18 protein-coding genes and 1 pseudogene are annotated in these 19979 nt (G+C 50.3%); 12 read left to right on the forward strand and 7 right to left on the reverse strand.

The genetic code is table 11. The features are described from left to right. Positions 1-53: 53 nt before the first annotated feature. The 4 genes from M1D71_RS27660 to M1D71_RS27675 form a co-directional block, all read right to left on the reverse strand. On the reverse strand, positions 54-1712 hold the full coding sequence (locus M1D71_RS27660; RefSeq protein ID WP_458124479.1) for a glycerol-3-phosphate dehydrogenase/oxidase: 1659 nt from the start codon (positions 1710-1712) through the stop codon (positions 54-56). Positions 1713-2119: 407 nt separating this feature from the next. Next, the gene (glpK, locus tag M1D71_RS27665) at positions 2120-3607 is read right to left on the reverse strand and encodes a glycerol kinase GlpK (protein ID WP_458124480.1); all 1488 of its coding nucleotides are present in this window, start codon (positions 3605-3607) and stop codon (positions 2120-2122) included. Between the two features lie 28 nt (positions 3608-3635). Next, complete coding sequence (locus M1D71_RS27670) at positions 3636-4205, reverse strand: glycerol-3-phosphate responsive antiterminator (RefSeq protein WP_458124481.1); 570 nt, start codon at positions 4203-4205, stop codon at positions 3636-3638. Between the two features lie 190 nt (positions 4206-4395). Further along, positions 4396-5163, reverse strand: coding sequence for a GTP cyclohydrolase II (locus M1D71_RS27675; RefSeq protein WP_076329272.1), 768 nt, complete (start codon positions 5161-5163; stop codon positions 4396-4398). A gap of 323 nt (positions 5164-5486) precedes the next feature. On the opposite strand from M1D71_RS27675, the gene M1D71_RS27680 reads away from it, so the two are divergent. The 4 genes from M1D71_RS27680 (at position 5487) to gntK (ending at position 10420) form a co-directional block, all read left to right on the forward strand. Further along, positions 5487-6761, forward strand: a complete 1275-nt coding sequence (locus M1D71_RS27680; protein WP_458124482.1) for an ABC transporter substrate-binding protein — start codon at positions 5487-5489, stop codon at positions 6759-6761. 128 nt (positions 6762-6889) lie between these two features. Continuing rightward, positions 6890-7756, forward strand: a complete 867-nt coding sequence (locus M1D71_RS27685; RefSeq protein ID WP_091013252.1) for a carbohydrate ABC transporter permease — start codon at positions 6890-6892, stop codon at positions 7754-7756. A gap of 20 nt (positions 7757-7776) precedes the next feature. Beyond that, positions 7777-8604, forward strand: a complete 828-nt coding sequence (locus M1D71_RS27690) for a carbohydrate ABC transporter permease (RefSeq protein WP_458124483.1) — start codon at positions 7777-7779, stop codon at positions 8602-8604. A gap of 265 nt (positions 8605-8869) precedes the next feature. Beyond that, positions 8870-10420, forward strand: coding sequence for a gluconokinase (gene gntK, locus M1D71_RS27695; RefSeq protein WP_458124484.1), 1551 nt, complete (start codon positions 8870-8872; stop codon positions 10418-10420). A 227-nt stretch (positions 10421-10647) separates the two neighbouring features. Here gntK and M1D71_RS27700 read toward each other — a convergent pair whose 3' ends face one another. After that, a complete protein-coding gene (locus M1D71_RS27700; RefSeq protein ID WP_458124485.1) occupies positions 10648-11037 on the reverse strand; it encodes a nuclear transport factor 2 family protein in 390 nt (129 codons plus the stop codon). A gap of 238 nt (positions 11038-11275) precedes the next feature. Here M1D71_RS27700 and M1D71_RS27705 point away from each other — a divergent pair, with 238 nt between their 5' ends. The 3 genes from M1D71_RS27705 (at position 11276) to M1D71_RS27715 (ending at position 13466) form a co-directional block, all read left to right on the forward strand. Next, positions 11276-11515 carry an ArsR/SmtB family transcription factor gene (locus tag M1D71_RS27705; RefSeq protein ID WP_458124486.1) on the forward strand — a complete coding sequence of 80 codons (240 nt, stop codon included), beginning with the start codon at positions 11276-11278 and terminating at the stop codon, positions 11513-11515. A gap of 58 nt (positions 11516-11573) precedes the next feature. Beyond that, positions 11574-12389 (forward strand): hypothetical protein, encoded by an 816-nt coding sequence (locus M1D71_RS27710; RefSeq protein ID WP_458124487.1) that lies wholly within the window; start codon positions 11574-11576, stop codon positions 12387-12389. 117 nt (positions 12390-12506) lie between these two features. Next, positions 12507-13466, forward strand: a complete 960-nt coding sequence (locus M1D71_RS27715) for an MraY family glycosyltransferase (RefSeq protein ID WP_145325010.1) — start codon at positions 12507-12509, stop codon at positions 13464-13466. Positions 13467-13614: 148 nt separating this feature from the next. Here M1D71_RS27715 and M1D71_RS27720 read toward each other — a convergent pair. Then, positions 13615-13707, reverse strand: a pseudogene (locus M1D71_RS27720) (cytochrome ubiquinol oxidase subunit I); the annotation flags it as partial. Between the two features lie 169 nt (positions 13708-13876). Here M1D71_RS27720 and M1D71_RS27725 point away from each other — a divergent pair. From M1D71_RS27725 to M1D71_RS27745, 5 genes are read left to right on the forward strand one after another with little or no spacing between them, the layout of a single operon-like run. Next, positions 13877-15169, forward strand: coding sequence for a tetratricopeptide repeat protein (locus tag M1D71_RS27725; RefSeq protein ID WP_458124488.1), 1293 nt, complete (start codon positions 13877-13879; stop codon positions 15167-15169). Continuing rightward, positions 15166-16161: a glycosyltransferase gene (locus M1D71_RS27730; RefSeq protein WP_458124489.1), complete on the forward strand. Its 996-nt coding sequence runs from the start codon at positions 15166-15168 to the stop codon at positions 16159-16161. Before M1D71_RS27725 ends, M1D71_RS27730 begins: the two co-directional genes overlap by 4 nt. Before the next feature lies 1 nt (position 16162). Beyond that, positions 16163-17515: a glycosyltransferase family 4 protein gene (locus tag M1D71_RS27735; RefSeq protein ID WP_458124490.1), complete on the forward strand. Its 1353-nt coding sequence runs from the start codon at positions 16163-16165 to the stop codon at positions 17513-17515. After that, entirely contained in the window at positions 17512-18183 is a 672-nt protein-coding gene (locus M1D71_RS27740; RefSeq protein ID WP_458124491.1) for a class I SAM-dependent methyltransferase, read from the forward strand. The genes M1D71_RS27735 and M1D71_RS27740 overlap by 4 nt, the downstream gene beginning before the upstream one ends. A 6-nt stretch (positions 18184-18189) precedes the next feature. Continuing rightward, complete coding sequence (locus tag M1D71_RS27745) at positions 18190-18549, forward strand: hypothetical protein (protein WP_458124492.1); 360 nt, start codon at positions 18190-18192, stop codon at positions 18547-18549. A 38-nt stretch (positions 18550-18587) separates the two neighbouring features. On the opposite strand, the gene M1D71_RS27750 is transcribed toward M1D71_RS27745, so the two are convergent. After that, positions 18588-19934 (reverse strand): MFS transporter, encoded by a 1347-nt coding sequence (locus M1D71_RS27750; RefSeq protein WP_458124493.1) that lies wholly within the window; start codon positions 19932-19934, stop codon positions 18588-18590. Positions 19935-19979 lie beyond the last annotated feature (45 nt).

Here is a 19979-nt window from a genome sequence, read left to right on the forward strand (position 1 = left end):
TCTGTGTTACACGCTTACATGTTCCATTCGACTTTCAGTTGCGAAATCCTGCCTCAGATTTTGCCGGATGCTTCCAACAACAGCTGATCCAGTTCCTGTGTATGCATAACCACTTGCTCTTCAGACCAGTTCAAATGCCCGGCCATATAGGAGATAACCGCTGCCTTATAACGACGGACCTCATCAATACGGAAAAATAGATCTCCTGTTCTTCGTACCAAAAAGTCAGACGGGGTTACTGCCATCTCTTCTTCGATCGCATAACGTAACATCAGCAGTAGCTCCTGTGATAGGCCATGAAGCTCGGCCTTGGTGTGTGGATCAGGCATTCGCTCATACAGGGCCTCCACATTGGAACCATACGTGCGGACCAGCCGCTCCGCAGCAGGTCGAGTAAGCCCCAAGGCAACACCATCCTTGATCTTGCGCTCCGCATACGATGCGAATCCAGCCGAACCTCCTACGTCCCCGCCGGATATGGGCATCTTCTTCGTTACGCAAGGACCTATGGATTGTCCGTGCTCCTGCTCCATCTGGCGCGCGACCAGATTAACGACCATCTCGGCCATTTTACGGTATCCGGTTAATTTGCCCCCGGCAATGGTAATCAGATCGGAATCGGATACCCAGACTTCGTCCTTACGTGAAATTTCGGAAGGATTCTTGCCTTCCTCATGAATTAATGGACGTACACCCGCCCATCCGGATTCCACATCCTCGATACCAATCTGTACATCCGGAAACATGCCATTGACTGCATCAATCACATAATCGCGGTCCGAGTCGGAGATTAGCGGATGTGCAGGATCGTCCTGATATACGGTGTCGGTTGTCCCCACATAGGTTTTGCCATCACGAGGGACAGCAAATACCATTCGACCATCTGGCGTATCAAAATAAACCGCCTGTCTTAGCGGAAACCGTTCACCATCGAAAACCAAATGAATACCTTTGGTCATCTGTAGCGTTTTCCCCTGGCGTGAACCATCCAATTCCCGCAGCCCATCCACCCAGGGACCGGAAGCGTTGATCACCTTGCTTGCTTTCAGCGTATAGGTCTGACCATCGATCTGATCCACGGCAAGAATACCTGTAATCTTGCCATTCTCCTTCAGGAAACCTGTTGCCTTCACATAGTTCACTGCCTGTGCCCCACGTTTGACAGCTTCTTTCATGACTTCAATGGTGAGCCTGGCATCGTCTGTCCGGTACTCCACATAGAGTCCACCACCCAACAATCCCTGTTTGCGCAGCAAAGGTTCACTATCCGACACTGCACCGGCATTCAGCATTTGGCGTCGTTCACTGCGCTTCACCCCGGCGAGCCGATCATATACCATCAGACCAATGGATGTGCTGAAGCGGCCGAACGTACCTGCCGTGTAGATTGGTAGCAACATCGGTTCCGGTGTTGTCACATGCGGCCCATTCTCGTACACTACAGCCCGCTCCCGTCCTACCTCCGAAACCATTTTCACTTCATATTGCTTCAAATAACGCAAACCGCCATGGACCAATTTGGTCGAACGACTGGATGTTCCTGCTGCAAAATCCTGCATTTCTACAAGCGCTGTCTTCAATCCACGGGAAGCCGCATCCAATGCAATCCCTGCACCTGTAATCCCGCCGCCAATAATCAATATGTCAAAATGTGCATTCGCCATTCTTTCCAAATATTCGGTCCGGTGTGCTGACGAGAACGTTTCTGCCATCCTTGAACCCCCTATTGATTCCCTTGATGTATCCGCAAAAAAACAAAAAAAAGGACCACGTCATTCGCTCAGCAATTGCTGAGCGGCACGTGGTCCCTCCCGATCTCCAGACATCATTTTTTAACTTGTGCCTTTATCCTATCACAGATTTTTGACGGCGTGAAGTCCTGAAATGACACATTATTCAAAAAAAATTCAAAAAGTCGTTCTGCCAAAGGATGGAATTTCAAATGAATCCACTAACCTTAACTTTTTCCTTATAGTGGGCATATGGTTTCGCTTCCCCAGGAAGAATTCCCCTGTAAATCATGCATCATTTTCCACCAGTAAATATCATTTATAACATAAGTTTAGTGATAAAGTACAAATGCCCACATCGAGAGAATTGCAGATTAATCATATATCTTTTATTTGAAGGCCATCGCTGCGTTCACTGCACACTTCCAGCCTGCATACAGTTCTGTCCGTTGTTCCTCAGCCATAACAGGATGGAAGACACGCTCGGTATTCTCATGATCGGTCAATTCATCCGCGTTCGTCCAATACCCCACCGCCAGACCTGCCAGATAAGCCGCACCCAATGCAGTTGTTTCATTCACTGTAGGGCGTTCGACGGGAATGCCCAGAATATCACTCTGGAATTGCATCAGGAAATCATTGGCCGCCGCGCCGCCATCGACACGCAGAGCATGCACGGGTATACCCGAGTCGGATTCCATCGCCTCCAGTACATCTTTCGTCTGATACGCCAATGCCTCCAGTGTAGCACGGATAAAGTGTTCCTTCGTCGTGCCCCGGGTCAGGCCGAACACCGCACCCTTAACCTCACTATCCCAATACGGACTGCCCAGTCCCACAAATGCAGGTACCATATAAACGCCGTCTGTCGAAGGCACACGTGAGGCGTAGTCCTCACTATCTTTTGAAGAGCGAAGCATTCTTAAACCGTCACGCAGCCACTGAACCGCTGAGCCTGCAACAAAAATACTGCCTTCAAGCGCATACTCAACCTTGCCATTCATCCCCCAGGCAATGGTCGTAATTAGTCCGTGATCCGATTGTACCGGGTTCTCTCCCGTATTCATGAGCATGAAACATCCGGTACCATATGTATTTTTCATACTGCCCTTGGTATAACAGCCCTGACCAAACATCGCTGCCTGTTGATCTCCTGCTGCCCCCGCAATCGGAATCCGATGACCGAAGAAATGATAGTCTGTTGTGTGTGCATACACCTCGGATGAACCTCGCACCTCTGGCAGCATGACCTTAGGAATGTCGAGAATACCCAACAATTCGTCATCCCATTGCAGATCATAGATGTTATACATCAGGGTACGTGAGGCATTGGATATATCCGTGACGTGTGTACCCCCGCTTAGTTTCCAGATCAGCCAGCTCTCAATCGTGCCAAACAACAGTTCACCCTTCTCTGCCCGCTCTCGGGCACCAGGGACATGATCCAGAACCCATTTGACCTTCGTTCCCGAGAAGTAGGGATCGATCAATAATCCTGTTTTGCGGCGAAAAAGGTCCCCGAGTCCCTGCGTCTTCAATTCTTCACAGATGTCTGCGGTCTGTCTGGACTGCCATACCACCGCATTATAGATGGGTCTGCCTGTTTCTTTGTCCCATACCACAACGGTCTCCCGCTGATTCGTAATTCCAATTCCGGCAATCTGGACGGGTTTGATCCCGCTCTCTGCCAGACATGAAGCCATTACGGCAAGAATGGAACTCCAGATTTCGTTGGCATTCTGCTCTACCCAGCCCGGCTTGGGGAAATATTGGGGAAATTCCTGCTGAGCAATGTGCACAATCTCTCCGCCGTGGTTAAACAAAATGGCCCGGGAGCTAGTCGTTCCTTGATCCAGAGCCAATATATATTTTTCCATACAGACAACCTCCTGTTGTGGGTTCTTTTTAAGGTGTAAGCGATTTCTCAAAATGTCGGATCAGCTCTGTGTTGGAAGTGGTCACTGCCGTTGCTCCGACGCCAAGCGCAAGTTCAACCTCTTCCGGTGAGCGGATCAGTCCCCCCGCAATAATGGGGATACCTGTACGCACAGATACTTCAGCAATAATATGCGGAATGACGCCAGGTAGTACTTCAATATAATCCGGTTGGGTTTTGGCCAGCAACAGATAACTTTTCTCCAGAGCATGGGTGTCCAGCAGAAAAATACGTTGTATGGCTGTAATGCCCTTCTGCTTCGCCTTCTGGATTACACTTGCCCTTGTAGAGATCAGTCCTGCTGGGCGAATGTGCTGACACAGATACTCTGCCGCATACTCATCGTTTTTCAATCCCTGTACCAGATCTGCATGCAAAAGTATCTTTTTGTCATACCGCCGCGCCTCGTCCATTACACTCTGAAGCTGTGCAATATGAGTTTCCAGCATCACCCCATAAGTATAAGGGCCTTCAATGATCGCCTCAAACTGCTTCATGCTTTTCGCAGCCGGCAACATACGTTGTCCCTCAAATGGCACCTTGGTTCCTCCCGCATTCATCAGATGCCTATATTGTATAATCCATGCCGTGCGAACGGCAAGCCATTCCGTGAATCAGGAAGATCTGAACGCTATGTTGTTATCCATACCAAAAAGCCGTTACTGCACTTCTCCATAACGGAGAGTACAACAACGGCTAATCAGCTAATCGCATACATCTATATAATGATTAAGCCTGCGCATGCGGAAGCAACGTCTCTGCCCCAGCCCAGCCATCACTTTCTGCCAAGTGACCGGAACGATTCACTTTCGTTTGCAGATACTTCTCGTTAAAAGCAGAACGATCTCCCCATAATGGCACACGTCCACCCACATTCAATCCCGCTTCCTGCAAGGCAGCCAGCTTCCGTGGATTGTTGGTGATCAGTGTAACCGGAGCAGAGCGAAGCGCACGCAATACGGCAATCGCATCGTCATAATTGCGGGCATCGTCTGTGAATCCGAGCTGCAAGTTCGCATCTACCGTATCCAGACCTTCTTCTTGCAAAATGTACGCCATCGCTTTGCTGAACAGACCGATGCCACGTCCTTCATGGTTGGCAAGGTAGAACAGTGCACCCGCTCCGTGAGCAGCGATCATTTTCATGGATTGCTCCAATTGGAAGCCGCAATCACAACGTTTGCTGCCAAAGATGTCGCCTGTATGACAGATACTATGCATCCGGATCAGCGCTTCTTGTGCGTCGGCAAAGTCACCATACACCAGAACACTGGATTGTTGACGCTCTGCCAGCTCAGCCTCAGCAAGGGATTCAATCAACTCCCCGCTCTCCATCGCTTTGTCTGACTTCATCCAGCTGTACCACTGGAATGTCTTGGTCTCTCCATCAAGGTTTACCGGGAGCTTAATCGGCCCTACGAGGTATATAAACTCTTTTCCACTCGGAAAAGTCTGGATTTTGGGGGCAAGCAGTTGAATAATATGTGAATTGATCATTGTCGTTCCTCCTGTTTAGGCCAACTTGTGTATTGATTGATTCGCATCCTGAGCAAAAATGGATCACTTGGATATTATATAGTACGTATCTATATTATTCTCATTATCATTAGTTACTTTATGTAAGTTAGTTTAAAATAAAAATTATAAAGTGTCAAGTAACTTTTATTTTTAAAGTAACTACTAAAATTATGTTACGCAACGGACACAAATATGTGTTTCATTTCAGGAATATTGGGTATGAGTTTATAAACTGCTCATACACTAATGTTGTAGTCCAAAGCACTTCATGCCTCGAACTTAACGATGAGGGGGTTATGCACATGATCCGCCGGAAAAGAACATGCTGGACAGCCATATTGATGGTCTGCGTCCTGCTCATAAGCGGATGCTCCATCTGGCCCGGACAGGACGATTCAGCGAACAACAAAAAGGTAACGCTTACATTATGGTACTGGAACCGTTCCATCGATGATAAGTTGATTGCCAGGGCTAAGGAAAAGTTCCCCAATATTGAACTAACAGCTCAGAAAATCGGCGGTGATTTCAAAGCAAAGCTCAAAACAACACTCGCTGCACGCTCAGGTGAACCAGACATTGTGGCATTGAACGACTGGATCATGGAGCTATTCCCCAGTGAGGACCGTTTTTATAATCTGTATGATCTCGGTGCTGGAGATATTGAAGACCAATATCTGCCGTGGAAATGGAAGCAAGGCGTTACGCCAAGTGGACAGATGATCGGGTTCCCGATGGATACGGGACCAACAGCCCTCTTCTACCGAGAAGATCTGTTTAAGGAGGCCGGATTGCCATCTGAACCCGAAGATGTCACACGCCAGATCAACAACTGGGATGCATATGCCGCTGCTGGAGAACAGCTCAAGGAGAAATTCGGAGGCAAGGTATATCTGACCGATAACATTGGAAGCGTTTACAATCAAGTGCTGTCGCAAGGAGCTGAACGTTATTTCCGTCCGGATGGTTCATTCATCGGTATGGATTCTGCTCTGGTTCGAACAAGCTGGGATACATCCATAGCTTTCAAAGAGAAGGGACTGCTTGCCAACGCAGACGGCTGGACACCAGGCTGGAACGCCGCGATGAATAATGGCGAGATCGCCTCGTTCGTAGGTGCTGTCTGGATGAAGCAAGTTCTTCAGGAAGCCGCTCCAGATACATCCGGGAAGTGGCGGGTCGCTCGGGCACCAGGGGGAGATGGCAATAACGGGGGATCATTCCTGTCCATCCTGAAGTCGAGTGAACATCCTCAGGAAGCCTTCGAACTGGTTCGCTGGCTGCAAAGTCCCGAGAATCAGCTGGAGCAATATCAGACATTGAACCTGTTCCCTTCTGCTCCAGGTGTGTTTGATGACCCTGCCATGAAAGAAGAGGAACCTTTCTTTGGCGGACAGGCAACAGGACCAGTATTTGCCGAATCGGCACAGCAAGTGCCGGATGCATTTTTTGGAGAAAGATACCCCTCCGTACACAACATTATTACTCGAAGGCTGAATGATGTCGCAAAGCAAAATGCCGATCCCCAGCAGGTCTGGACGGATACGGTGCACCGCGTCGAGCGGGAATTACAGCGTTAACCTGAAGAACGTGTGGTTTCGTTATCCGCAAAGGAGGAATTCATATGGCTGTAACTGAACCTCGTCTTACTCCCGATCCCGGAAATGCAAGACCTGATCTGGATCGGCAGAAGTCACTGTGGTCCAGGATGTGGGAGCATCGTGCACTTTATGTTGCGATATCGCCGTTTTATATTCTGTTTGCGGTATTTGGCCTGTTCCCGATCGGATTCTCACTCTATCTGGCTTTTCATAAATGGGATGGCATCGGTGTCATGACGTACAACGGGTTCAACAATTTCAAATACATGCTGACTGATGCCGAGTTCTGGCAAGCCGTGGGCAATACGTTCATGATCTGGATCTATTCGACGATTCCGATGCTTTTCTTCGCCCTGATTATTGCCTTTCTGCTGCATGCACCATTTGTGAAGTTCCGCACCCTGTTTCGGGTTGGTTATTTCCTGCCGAACGTCACGTCCATCGTGGCGGTAGCCATCATCTTCGGTGCCTTGTTTGCCAACAATTATGGCTTTCTCAATTATCTGTTGCAGTCGGTCGGATTACCGGTTGTGGAGTGGTTGAATGCACCATGGGGCATCAAAGTCGCAATCTCCTCCATGGTGGTCTGGCGCTGGACTGGATATAACGCCGTCATCTATCTGGCCGGGCTACAGAGTATCCCGCAGACGTTATACGAAGCAGCCAAGATTGATGGCGCATCAGCGATACAGTCCTTTTTTCGAATTACGATTCCGATGCTGCGTCCTGTGATCCTGTTTACGGTCATTACATCAACGATTGGCGGTATGCAGCTATTCACCGAGCCGCAAGTATTGGTAGGCAATGATGGTGGCGCGGGTGCAGCAGGCATGACGATTGTACTGTACCTCTACCGTGAATCCTTCATTAACAATTACTTTGGATATGGTGCTGCTGTTGGCTGGGGTATGTTCCTCATTATCGCCCTGTTCTCGATTGTGAACTGGAAGCTTGTTCAAGGCAAATCATCCTGATGTGATAAGGGGGAGCGCACATGGCGACCAAACACCTCAAATCGCTGGTGTTGTATACCGGTCTTATCGGGGGCATGCTCATATCCATGTTCCCGTTCTATTGGCTGATTGTAATGTCTACCCGGACAACGTCCGATATCTACAAGTTCCCGCCCCAGCTCTGGTTCGGGGGTGAACTGTGGAATAATATCACGCGGGTGATGCAGCAGATTGATTTCTGGGGGGCTTTTCTGAATACGTTGTTTGTGTCAGGCCTCGTAACGATTTTGGTGCTGTTTTTTGACTCGCTGGCGGGGTTTGCGTTTGCGAAGTTTGATTTTCCCGGCAAAAAGTGGCTCTTCATCCTGCTGCTCGCCACCATGATGGTTCCTTCCCAGCTGTCGCTGGTGCCGTCCTTCGTGCTGATGGCTACGTTCGGCTGGGTCGGTTCCTTCAAAGCCCTTATTATTCCGGGCATGGTGAACGCCTTCGGCATCTTCTGGATTCGCCAGTATGCCACGGAGTCGATTCCGAATGATCTGCTGGATGCAGGACGCATTGACGGCTGTAATTTCTTCCGACTCTATTGGAACGTGGCGCTGCCCATTCTGCGACCTGCCTTTGCTTTCCTCGGCGCGTTCACCTTTATCGGGGTATGGAATGATTATCTGTGGCCTTTGATCGTCCTGACAGATGAACGTAAGTATACGTTGCAGATTGCGTTGTCTCAATTGAACGGGCTGTATAACACAGACTATGCCATGGTTATCGCGGGTACATTGCTCGCCGTCATTCCGCTTATCGTCATGTTCCTGTTCATCAGTCGCCAGTTTATCTCGGATATTGCCGCAGGAGCAGTGAAGGATTAAGATTCTGGCATTTTGATCCATCCCTCAAGTCTGATATTCTTATCTATAGATAAATACCAGATGCCATATAAGTTGGATGAATAGCGCCACGTGCGCGGAGGGGACAGAAAGGGCCTGAAGAAATGGAATTAAAAGCTTTCCAGAGGAAAGCTACTTCGAAAGCATATGCTTCGCATTTACGCGATCGGAAGGCTTTCTGTACCCGAAGTGTTAACGTGTAACAGCATTCATTTCACTTATATATTCAAGAAAGAGGGATGACAAAATGGCTTCTTCACCCTATATGATCGGCGTAGATATCGGCACGACCTCCACCAAGGCCGTCTTGTTCGAACAGAACGGAACCATTGTGGCTCAAGGCAGTGCCGATTATCCGCTGCACACCCCCACACCTGCGATTGCGGAGCAGGATGCGGAGGATATTTTCAAAGCAGTCATCGAATCCGTTAAACAGGCCACTTCCAAAGCGGGAGTGAAGCCAGAGGATATCCTGTTTGTATCGTTCAGTTCAGCGATGCACAGCATCCTGCCAGTCGATCAACACGGCAAACCGCTGATGCGGGCCATGACATGGGCAGATAATCGCAGTGCGGAGTGGACCGAAGTACTCAAATCGGAGATGAATGGTCACGAAATCTATCTGAGAACAGGCACGCCGATTCATCCGATGTCCCCACTCACCAAGATCATGTGGCTTACCCGAGATCAACCGGAACTATTCAGACAGACACATAAATTCATATCCATGAAAGAATATGTCTTCTATAAATTATTCTCTGAATACGTCATCGACCACTCGATGGCCTCAGCCACCGGACTCATGAATCTGGAGAAACTCAACTGGGATGCAGAAGCGCTTCATGTGGCGGGTGTTACGCCGGAGCATCTATCCCGACTTGTACCGACCACACATTTGCTAAAACAGGGATTGCACCCGGAGTACGCCAAAGAGATGGGCATTGCGGTCACCACACCATTTGTTATCGGGGCCAGTGATGGCGTGCTCTCCAACTTGGGCGTGAATGCCATTGATCCAGGCGTCGTGGCTGTAACCATTGGTACTAGCGGGGCAATTCGTACGGTCGTGGACAAACCGGTGACCGATCCAAAAGGACGTTTCTTCTGTTATGCGCTCACGGAGGATGCATGGGTCATTGGCGGGCCGGTGAATAACGGCGGTGTTATTTTCCGCTGGATTCGGGACGAGTTTGCGGCTTCCGAGGTGGAAACGGCGAAGCGACTTGGCATCGATCCGTATGAAGTGCTCACTCGTGTCGCCGAAAATGTACCTCCGGGTTCGGAAGGTCTTCTGTTCCATCCGTACATGACGGGTGAGCGGGCTCCGCTCTGGAATCCGAACGCACGCGGCTCGTTCTTCGGTCTGACGCTGCATCATAAGAAGGAACATATGATTCGCGCTGCACTTGAGGGTGTATTGTTCAACCTGTACACCGTCATGCTGGCGATTGAAGAAAAGATCGGTCGTCCGAAAAAAATCCAGGCGACTGGCGGCTTCGCCCGCTCTGAGTTGTGGCGTCAGATGATGGCGGATATTTTCGATCAGGATGTCATCATTCCCGAAAGCATTGAAAGCTCCTGCCTCGGCGCAGCTGTACTGGGCTTGTACGCCCTTGGCCGCATCGATTCCCTGAGTGCCGTCTCCGGCATGATCGGATCAACACATCGGCACCAGCCGGACCCTGACAGTGTCCGCGTCTATCGGGAACTGCTGCCGATCTTCATCCGCATCTCCCGCAAATTCGAAGAGGAGTATGCGGATATCGCTGCTTTTCAGAATAAGACGATGCAAGGATAGGAATGGCATGCAAGTACGTTTAAGAAGACCCTCCCGCCATGTTTTGGACATGCGGGAGGGTCCTTTTTCATGTACAGATCTTCATGTACGATTTTTATGTACCCATTTTCTTGCAGAAACTGTGCTATTGGATAGATGAAGCCCTCGTCCTCAGTGCCTTTCAAATTAGCTAAATATGCCACAAAAAAAAGCCAAACAGTTTGAAAGACTGTGGGGCTTCTGCGCTATTACTGATTATACTTGCTGAACGCATTCTGATCGGCCTGTACATTCTCCAGGTACACGATCTGCCCCGCATCATTCACACGCGCAATATCAATGCCTGCTTTGGCATATACCGTTCCGTCCCCCGCTTGTCCGCATACCGCCCAGTTGGTTTGGTAGCTGCCATCAGGCTGTTGCACCCAACCGTCCCACATATGTTTTACGTCTTTATTGTACTCGTAGAAAACCTTCATAAAACCGTCGAATCCTGTTCGGCTGGTGCCGTTAAGCACAATCTGTGCGTCCGGTGTGAAAAGAGATAACAAATCTTCCATGGCACGCTCGTCTGTACGTGAAGCATCAAATAAACGGAAATAGTTGTTCAACATCGTAGTGATACTTGTGGTACTCATTCATATTCCTCCTAGAATAAAAAGCCGTTTTCCAATCTTTCAGTTCGAATATTTTCGAACTAACTGAAAAGAAATGTAACATACTTATACTCCCCGCAAGGTATAGTTCGAAATTTTTCAAACATTGAAAGAGAAAGCCGAATATGCTAACGTCATAGATATGAGAACTCCAACAATACCTATGGCTTCGGAATTCAAGCTGACCACGGTCTGCAATGCATTGGGTGATCCGATCCGCATGAAAATTGTACACTGTCTTGCCAGCTCTGGCGAGAAAAACTGTTCCGCCTTCGAAGTAGACCATATTTCCAAATCCACGTTGTCCCATCACATCAAAATTTTACGTGAAGCTGGCGTGATTCAGCCGCGCATTGAAGGTAAACAGCATTTTTATTCCCTACGAAAGGAAGAACTGAACACGCGTTTTCCAGGACTGGTCGAGATGATCCTGAATACAACCACGGAATACGCACATTAAAGCAGGTCTGAGATGAAGAACCACATTGATCGCAATTCGGATACAGGAGGCTCAACATATGGACAAAAAAGCCGCAAAGATACTGCTGAGCACGTTCTGGGGAGGCGGCGGTTGGAAAACAACTTCCGCACCCTTTTCTGGAGATGAATTTGAGTATGCCAAAAGCAAAGGCGTTATGTTCGACCCACTCACGATCACGCATGATGAGATTATCCAGCGTCTGTACGCCATGCACCAGGATGACTCCTTCAAGGAACGCGTGATTTCGGCCTTTCTACATAGTCTGTCCACCAAAAAAGTTCACCTGCGCAGCGCATTATCGAGCTGGGCTTTAACATCGAATATGCCTTTGCACACCTACGCGGAACGCCCTGCCCTTCACGCTAACACCAGTGCCTGTGGGGATTGCAATTTCCTGCGTTTGCAGTCAGACAAGGAATATTCCAACGTCGACTTGAACGTCCTGAATTTTGAACGGATTAAGTGGGGTGGCGTGCGTCATGGTTGGTTACTCTACTGCCTGATGGATCTGGAATTACTGCTACAGGACAAGGATACAAACTATGAAGTGACACCTGAAGATCAGGCTATCCTTGTAAATCTTCTTGAAGCAGCACAGACAGAAGATCCCAAGGACAGTGCACGTTCACTGGAGAAAAAGTGGAAGGATCTCTTCCCTTCCAGCAAACAGGAGCGGGATGCCCTGCTGGAAATTTGGGCCGCAGCCGGTATACTGGTCCCTGGAGATAAACCGAGAAAAGGCAAGGGTGGCTCCGGTGATTTCGTCTTTGCAGCAACTTGGCAAGGCAATGATGGATATCATATAGAAACAGCCCTCCGTTACTTCGGCAACTATCTTCCTCAAAAGCAATAGAATCCGATTTTTGCTCACCTTGACGTGCGTCTGGTTACAATAATGACATCGACAGATTTCCTGTTTAACTCGTATAATAAGGGGAAATTGGTAGATGGGAGTGAAACAAGCGAGTTTATGGTATACATACTGGCTTTTATAGTGTCTTTTGCTGTCGTGGTTCTGCTTATTCCGCCGCTTGGTCGATTGGCTCACCGGCTCGATTTTGTGGACAAGCCCCGGGAAGATGTGGAGCGTAAGCTGCACAGGCAACCTATCCCGCTCACGGCGAGTTACGCGATATTTACTGGATTTTTCCTGACATACATTGCTCTTACGAAAGAAATCACATGGGAAACGGCCGCTTTAGTTGCTGGCGGTATGCTTCTGCTAACGATTGGTACCGTCGACGACTGGTACAAAACAAAAGGCAAAGATTTTCCTGCCCTGCCCAAGATGCTCGTACAGGTCTCTGCGGCAGTTCTCGTATTTGCTTCGGGCATTGCATTCACCGGATTCGTGAATCCCTTCAACGCGGAATATGTCATGCTCCCGATCTGGCTGCAATTCATTCTCACGATCCTGTGGATCTTCGGGGTGACAACAGTCATCAACTTCTCGGACGGCATGGACGGACTGGCTGGCGGACTATCAGCCATCTCGGCTATTACCCTGTTCATCGTGGCCCTAGCCAAAGGTCAAAGTGATTCCGCACTCATGTCGATCATTCTGGTCGGTGTGACGATCGGTTATCTGAAGTACAACAAAGCTCCTGCCAAAGTGTTCATGGGCGATGCAGGTGCTACGTTCCTCGGTTTCATTCTGGCTGTTATTGCTCTGGATGGTGCATTCAAACAAGCAACCATGTTGTCCATTTTCATTCCGATTCTGGCGCTGGGTGTACCGATCTTCGACAACATCTTTGTTGTTATCAAACGCTTCATTCAAGGCAAAGCGATCTACCAGGCCGATGCAAGTCAAGCCCATTATCGGCTGCTGCGTGCAGGATTGAATCACAAACAGGTTGTTGCTGTGCTCTATCTCGTCAGCACTTGTCTTTGCCTTTCCTCCATTATTTTAATGTTAGTAGAAATGTAAAATGTAATTATCCGCAACGAAAGCGGTCATATCGAATAGGAAAAGGGACGAGCTCAAGATTTCTTGGCTCGTCTCTTTGTTATGCTCCCATGATATTCTACCGAAGGCAGCTACCGTGCGAACTCATTATGTCGTTTGGACTGTCTAGCCGGGAGTTTTCTAACCAGTTCATGCCCAACTGGAACCTTTGCAAAATACCTGTGACTACCCCGACGGCAAAGTTAATCAGGAACAGCTTGCCCACTTCATCTATTCATGGAAGATACTCATGTTTGGTACGGAATGCCCATATGTTAGTCTCAGGCATATCATGCGAAGTGCCGTGAGGGCTTTACATATGAAGTGAAAGCATGAAGCACATGCAGAGAGAATGATACACCATAATACAGTCAAGGTGAGGTGAAGCAGTCATGGAAAAACCTGCGCCATTACCAGGGGTAGATCCCGAATCCAGCCCGATTGAGGACAGTACAGCCCAGTCGCCTGTCCGGTATATTCTCTTCCCTCGCAAAGGGGGCTGGTCCTCCTTTCCCTATCCCGATATTGCTGCGCTGCTGTCGATCGAGGGAGATGTCTATTATGTCAGCAGCCTGAAGCAGACAGAGGATGTACCTGCGGCCATCACCGTCATCTCCCTCCCTGAAGCCGAACAACTACTGTTGGAACCTCGCACCGTAGCAGTGGTCACCCATCCCTACTGGCTAATGGCTACAGCTTCGCTGGAGCCCGAGCTCTGTATCGCCCTGCTCCCTGAGCCTGCTGGAAATGAAGCAGAATCTCCGCTGTGGGAGAGCAGTATTTCCAAACTGGTCGGCATCGCCGATCTGGCGGGTACATCCTCCGAAACACGTTACATGAAGCTGCTATTCCAAGGCGTACGCGCTATCTGGCTGGGCGGCGAAGACCCTTCACCCGCGGGTACGATGCAAAAGGATGATCTTGAAGTCCCTCTTCGGGACTACGAACTGTTCTTCCTGCATGCGCTGCGGCAGATCCTGTCCGGAACGCTGGATAGCGTCACCCTGCTTCAATGCAGTGTACGTGCCGACTTCTACCGCCAGCTCCGGGCCAAGGCAGGGGCCCATGAGACAATATCCTTTTTATTGGCAGCTTATGAGTATCTGCTTGAGGATCCACGAGCCACCACATCACTTCAGGAGGCCTTCACCCACGCGGTTATGAACGGTTGCAGTGATTGTGTAGTCTCTCATTATCGATTCCTGTCTGCCATTCATGCCCGGGCCGGAAAGTTGGAGGATGCCCTGCTGGTATACGGAATCAGTGCAGGCGACGAACAGGAACGGTATCATTATGAACAGCTATGTCGCTGGTTTGAGGCGGGAGAAGATCAACTTGTGCGAGCAGAATTGCTACGTATGAACGATGATTACGGAAACGCCCTGCGTATCCTGGACGAACTTGGCGGAGAAACCGCGAGACATTGGAAATTCCGCATCTACCAGGAGACTGGACGTGTGGAAGAGGCACTGGCTCTGGTGCATGCAGTCGATATTCAGGATGATGCCAGTCGTCGGGATTATCAGCAATTATCCGGAAGTGCGCTGGCACTGCGAGGGGAACGACACGGGGCAGTCCGACATTTCCTTGAGACGGCACTGGAGGATGAAGATGCGTTGGCCCGGATTGTCGAGCTGGAGCTGTTAGATCATGCTGTGCAGCAATTGCTTGGGGAGGTGCCATGATGCTGGACCCGAAGAAGCGTAGACAACAGGTGAATGGGCCGATGGTGCACAGCGATATCCGAACCGAAACGGCGTATACACCAACAGAAACAGTGGATCGGACACATACAGACTCATTGGAAAATGGTGATCACACGCCGGATCATGCGCAACAATCACAAGGCTCCCGAAGCCAAGTGCATCTGTGGACTGACGCACAAGGTCAGTTCGATCAGGATACTGCTGATATAAACGAGGAAACGAGCGTATTCAAAGAGCCTTTCTCCATTCGTCGGGTTCGCAAAAGCAAAGGCAACAAGCTCACCGCCATGCTCCAGGTTCGCAATGAACGCGGCCGATACCTTGAAGAAGTACTGCATGATCTGAGTGAGTTCGTAGACGAGATCGTCATTGTGGACGATGCCAGCACAGACGGAACCCCGGATCTATGCAAAGCCTATCCGAAGGTGGTTCGTCTGGAGGTGCTGGAGAAACCGTTGTTCGCCGAAGAATGGCGACTTCGCAACACCTTGTGGCAAGCAGCGGTGGGCACTTGTCCCGACTGGTTGCTCTCGGTTGACGCGGATGAGTTATACAGTTCAGAGGCCAAGAAAGCCATACGCGCTCTGATTAATCAGGAGTATGCGGACTGGTTTGCATTCCGTTTCTATGATATGTGGGGCGGCCGGACCCACTACCGGGAAGATGACCTTTGGTGTCTGCACAAACGGCATACCGCTTCACTTGTACGGTATATGCCTGGATATCCTTATTTTTATCCACAACAGAATCATCACGTTCCCCGTCTTCCCTTGTCTTGCACCGTATTACCTGGGGTCAGCACGGAACTGAAGGTTCAGCATCTCGGCTGGGCCGGCAGCCTGGAGGATCGGGTTCGTAAATATTTGCGCTACAAACGTATTGATCCGAGCGGTGAGTGGGGTAATCTTGCACATTACGAGTCGATCCTTGATCCGGAACCTCGGCTGCTTCCCTGGAAGGAGGGACAGTGAGATGGGCGTGGTGAGTATTCTGACCCATAGCTTCACCGATGGGTACAATCGGGAATTTGGCCGGGTATTTGGCGGTGGACTGGAGCGCTACATTCTGGATCTGTGCAGTGTCATTCGTGGACTCGGGCACATTCCCGAGGTTCATCAGCTCTCCTATTTTGAAGCGTTTCAGACCCGGACGGAGCAGATCGATGTATTCGGCTATGCCTACGACATGAACGATGTACCCGAAGCCTTCGACCGGATGGCAGCCGCAGCGCGCGGACCTGTGATCTACGCCAGTTGTCTGTGGCAACCCATCACCTATAAACCCGGAAGTCTTGGCATCTGCCACGGCATTAACTGGGATCGTCCCGGACTGCCACTGGAGACCAAACAGCAAATAGCAGAACATATTCAGCTGGCTCTGGATGGACTTGTACGCATTGTGTCTGTGGATTCCCATTTCCAGACCTTTTGCCGGGCCGCATGCACCTATACCGATCCAAGACAGGTTGTCCTGATTCCCAATGCAGTGGATACATCCTATTTCACACCAGCCCCGCCAACGCGCACCTTGGAGCAGGAACGCGAAGACGAATGGCTTGCCGCCTGGAAGACCGATCTGGAGAGTCATGAGGAGAATGCTGATGCAGTTATATCAGGATTAAAAGATGTGAAAGGCAAGGGTAAAACGATTGGTGATGGAGCGGACAGTGGTAAGCATAAGAGAGATAGCGACCGAGAGGATCAGGTTGAAAAGAAAGCTGTGGATGCTCGTGTGACCTCAGCCCGTCCCCTTCGCATTATATATCCGCGCCGCATCAGCATGGAGCGGGGCATTATTCCGATGATGCTGGCAGCAGATAAGCTACTTGGGGCCTTTCCCGATCTAGAGATTGAATTTGCAGGGGAGCTGGTCGAAGGCAGTACGGTCGGAAGAGCCTTTCGTTATTGGCATCGGACTCATCCACATGCAGAGCGAATTAACCAGCGCACGTATGATTTTCGGGATATTCGGGAGGCCTACCATCAGGCAGATATCGCTGTGATTCCAACGGTTTTCTCGGAAGGAACCTCCTATGCCTGTCTGGAAGCGATGAGCTGCGGACTTCCGGTGATTGCGTCCAATGTTGGCGGATTGAATGATCTGATTCAAGACGGGTTTAATGGGCTGCTAGTGCCTCCTGGCGAGCAGGAATTGACTGCAGCACTGGTACGTCTCGTACAGGATCGAGCCGAGCGTGAACGACTCGGGATCTACGCGCGCGAGACCGCACTGTCCTATGATCTTTCCAAGTGGCGGAGCCGGTGGAGCATGGTGTTGGAATCTTTTTTGGCAGAGACAGGATTGAAGGAGGGAATACGGGGATGATGGATACGCCCAAGGCAACGGAATTCATGGAATCAAGATACATTCGGCAAAGTGACCCTAAAACGGACACACTGGTCTTCCCCCTGCATCCGGCATGGTGGAGCCGTCCTTATGAATATGAATGGGCCCGGCGTTTTGCACGCCCGAACGATGTCGTTCTTGATGCAGCCTGCGGCATCTCCCACCCGTTCAAATTCTGGCTTGCAGAACACTGCCGTGAGGTTCACGCCTGCGACTGGGATGAACGTATTTTGTCTGAAGAGGCAATCCGACTGGATATTGCTGCGGATTTTGGCGAGCAGGCCGCTCAGGATCTGCCGGAATCGGCTCTCGTCAGGTTACATCGTGCGCAGGCCAATCTGGCCCAGCTTCCGTATGAGTCTGGTAAGTTTGATCGGGTGTTCTGTATCTCCGTCTTGGAACATCTGGATACGGGCACGATGCTGCGGGCTTTTCGTGAATTCGCCCGGGTGCTGAAGCCGGACGGACAATTGATCGCCACCTTCGATGTGCCGGAGATGCGCCCTGATCTACTGGAGACGATCATGGCCGTTACCGGACTAACCATTGAAGATAAGCTGAATGTGGAAGAGCCGGACGACGCCATCTGGTCAGACATGTACGGCACGCCGATTCGCTGTTTCCGGGCTGTGATATGCAAGGGTTGAGACTGGTTGGGTTGCTTTGAGTTAAGTGCAGAGTGGAAAGGAGCGCGTGAACCGCCCGCTCCGGGGCGGGCACTTCGTCCGCATGGGGCTGCTGTGCGCCGTCCGGCATGCCGCATAGCGCATGTTCCGCAGGAGGAAGGCGCTGTGGCAACGTCAGCACGCCACGAGGCGGCAGGGCTTGCAGCAGGTCCTTTTCTATCCAATGATGCTATCAATCTGACTGTTAGCGGTTCACTTTCAGTTGGAGGACTAATGGCTTCAACTTCCAATTTTTTTCCTGACGGGAGGTGTGATTGCGCAATGTACAACATTCCAGCACAGCAAACAGCCGCCTTCGGTGTCTACCGGAAGCGGCTGTTTGTCTGACTGTAGATACAATGATGTTATGGATCAGGTCAAGGCTGTCAGGCCAATTCCTGCGGAATGATCTCTTTGGCTTCAGACATGGGAGGTTGCTTCACCTCCCACAAGACACGCTGCAGCAGTATGCCGGCCAGGCCGATTACCAATGTAACGAGACCGATATATTGAAAGGTCGGACTCGGCCCTGTGGCACGAATCAGGGCACCGCCAGCGAGTGGAGCAATCACGAGTACCACACTGGACAGTGAATTTTGAATACCAAAGACACGTCCTACATAGGCAGGAGGGGTTTCTTTTTGCAGTAAATAATTCAGTGTCACCATAAAGAGTCCATTCCCTATCCCGATACAGAGGCCCCAGATGATGACCCAAATTTCGGGTGTATCTGGGCTGATCCATCCCAATGCAGCGATTCCGGCACCCACGAAAAGATATCCTCCACCGAGTCCCCAACCATATCCCATTCTCGGAAGCCGATTTAATAATAGAATGATGACCACCGCTCCGGCACCTGCCGATGAACCCAACCAACCTAGCAGCGATTCATTACCCGGCTTGATCTCCCGGAACAGGGTCGTAAACTGATAATCGATCATGAGAATGGCCATGAGTCCAAAACAGCCAAACAACATCGTGCTCAGTACGACACGGCTGCTCCGTATAAACTGCCAACCTTGCTGCCACTGGGTGAACAAAGATTCCGATGCACCCTCTGTACCATCAACACTTCCGTCTGGTTCAACAGGCTCCGATTTCTCCGTCAACCGCCGCAAAGGCCACAACACGGCCCCCGACAACAGACGGGTACAGGCATTAATGACAACACAGATCTGTGGTGAGAAAAAGGCCAAAATGACTGCGCCCAGAAGTGGTCCCGCCACTTTCGAGCACTGGCTCACAAAACCGTTCAGGGAAGATGCCTGGAACAGATGCTCTTCTGCCACCACCTGACGCGTTAAGGCCTGCTGGGCTGGAACATGGAATACATTCATCATGGCCCGCAAGGCGAGAAGTGGAAGCAACCATAACGGGCTTGGCGCAAACAAAATGGCAATGGTCAGGGCAACCGTAATCACATCACACAGCATCATGATCCTCACTTTATGAAGTCGATCAGCCAATGCACCTGCAACGGAGCCCAGCAATATGCCCGGGACAGCCATACATACTGGAATAAGCGCAATGATCAGCGGGTCTGCACCCCAACGGTAGGCCACCATCACCTGGATGGCGAGTGTATCGAACCAGTCTCCAAACGTAGCCAGAGAGTATGCGATAAACATGCGGACAAACCGGAGGTTGGTCCATAGGCTTCTGGAGGGTTCAGCAGATGGATCTGGTAATTCGGTTGATACATTGGATGTGGACTCATTTAAAATGACGGTCATACATGTACTTCCTCCCTTGATTACAGCCGTTTGTGGTCTGTATGT

It is taken from the genome of Paenibacillus sp. Z3-2, assembly GCF_054161325.1.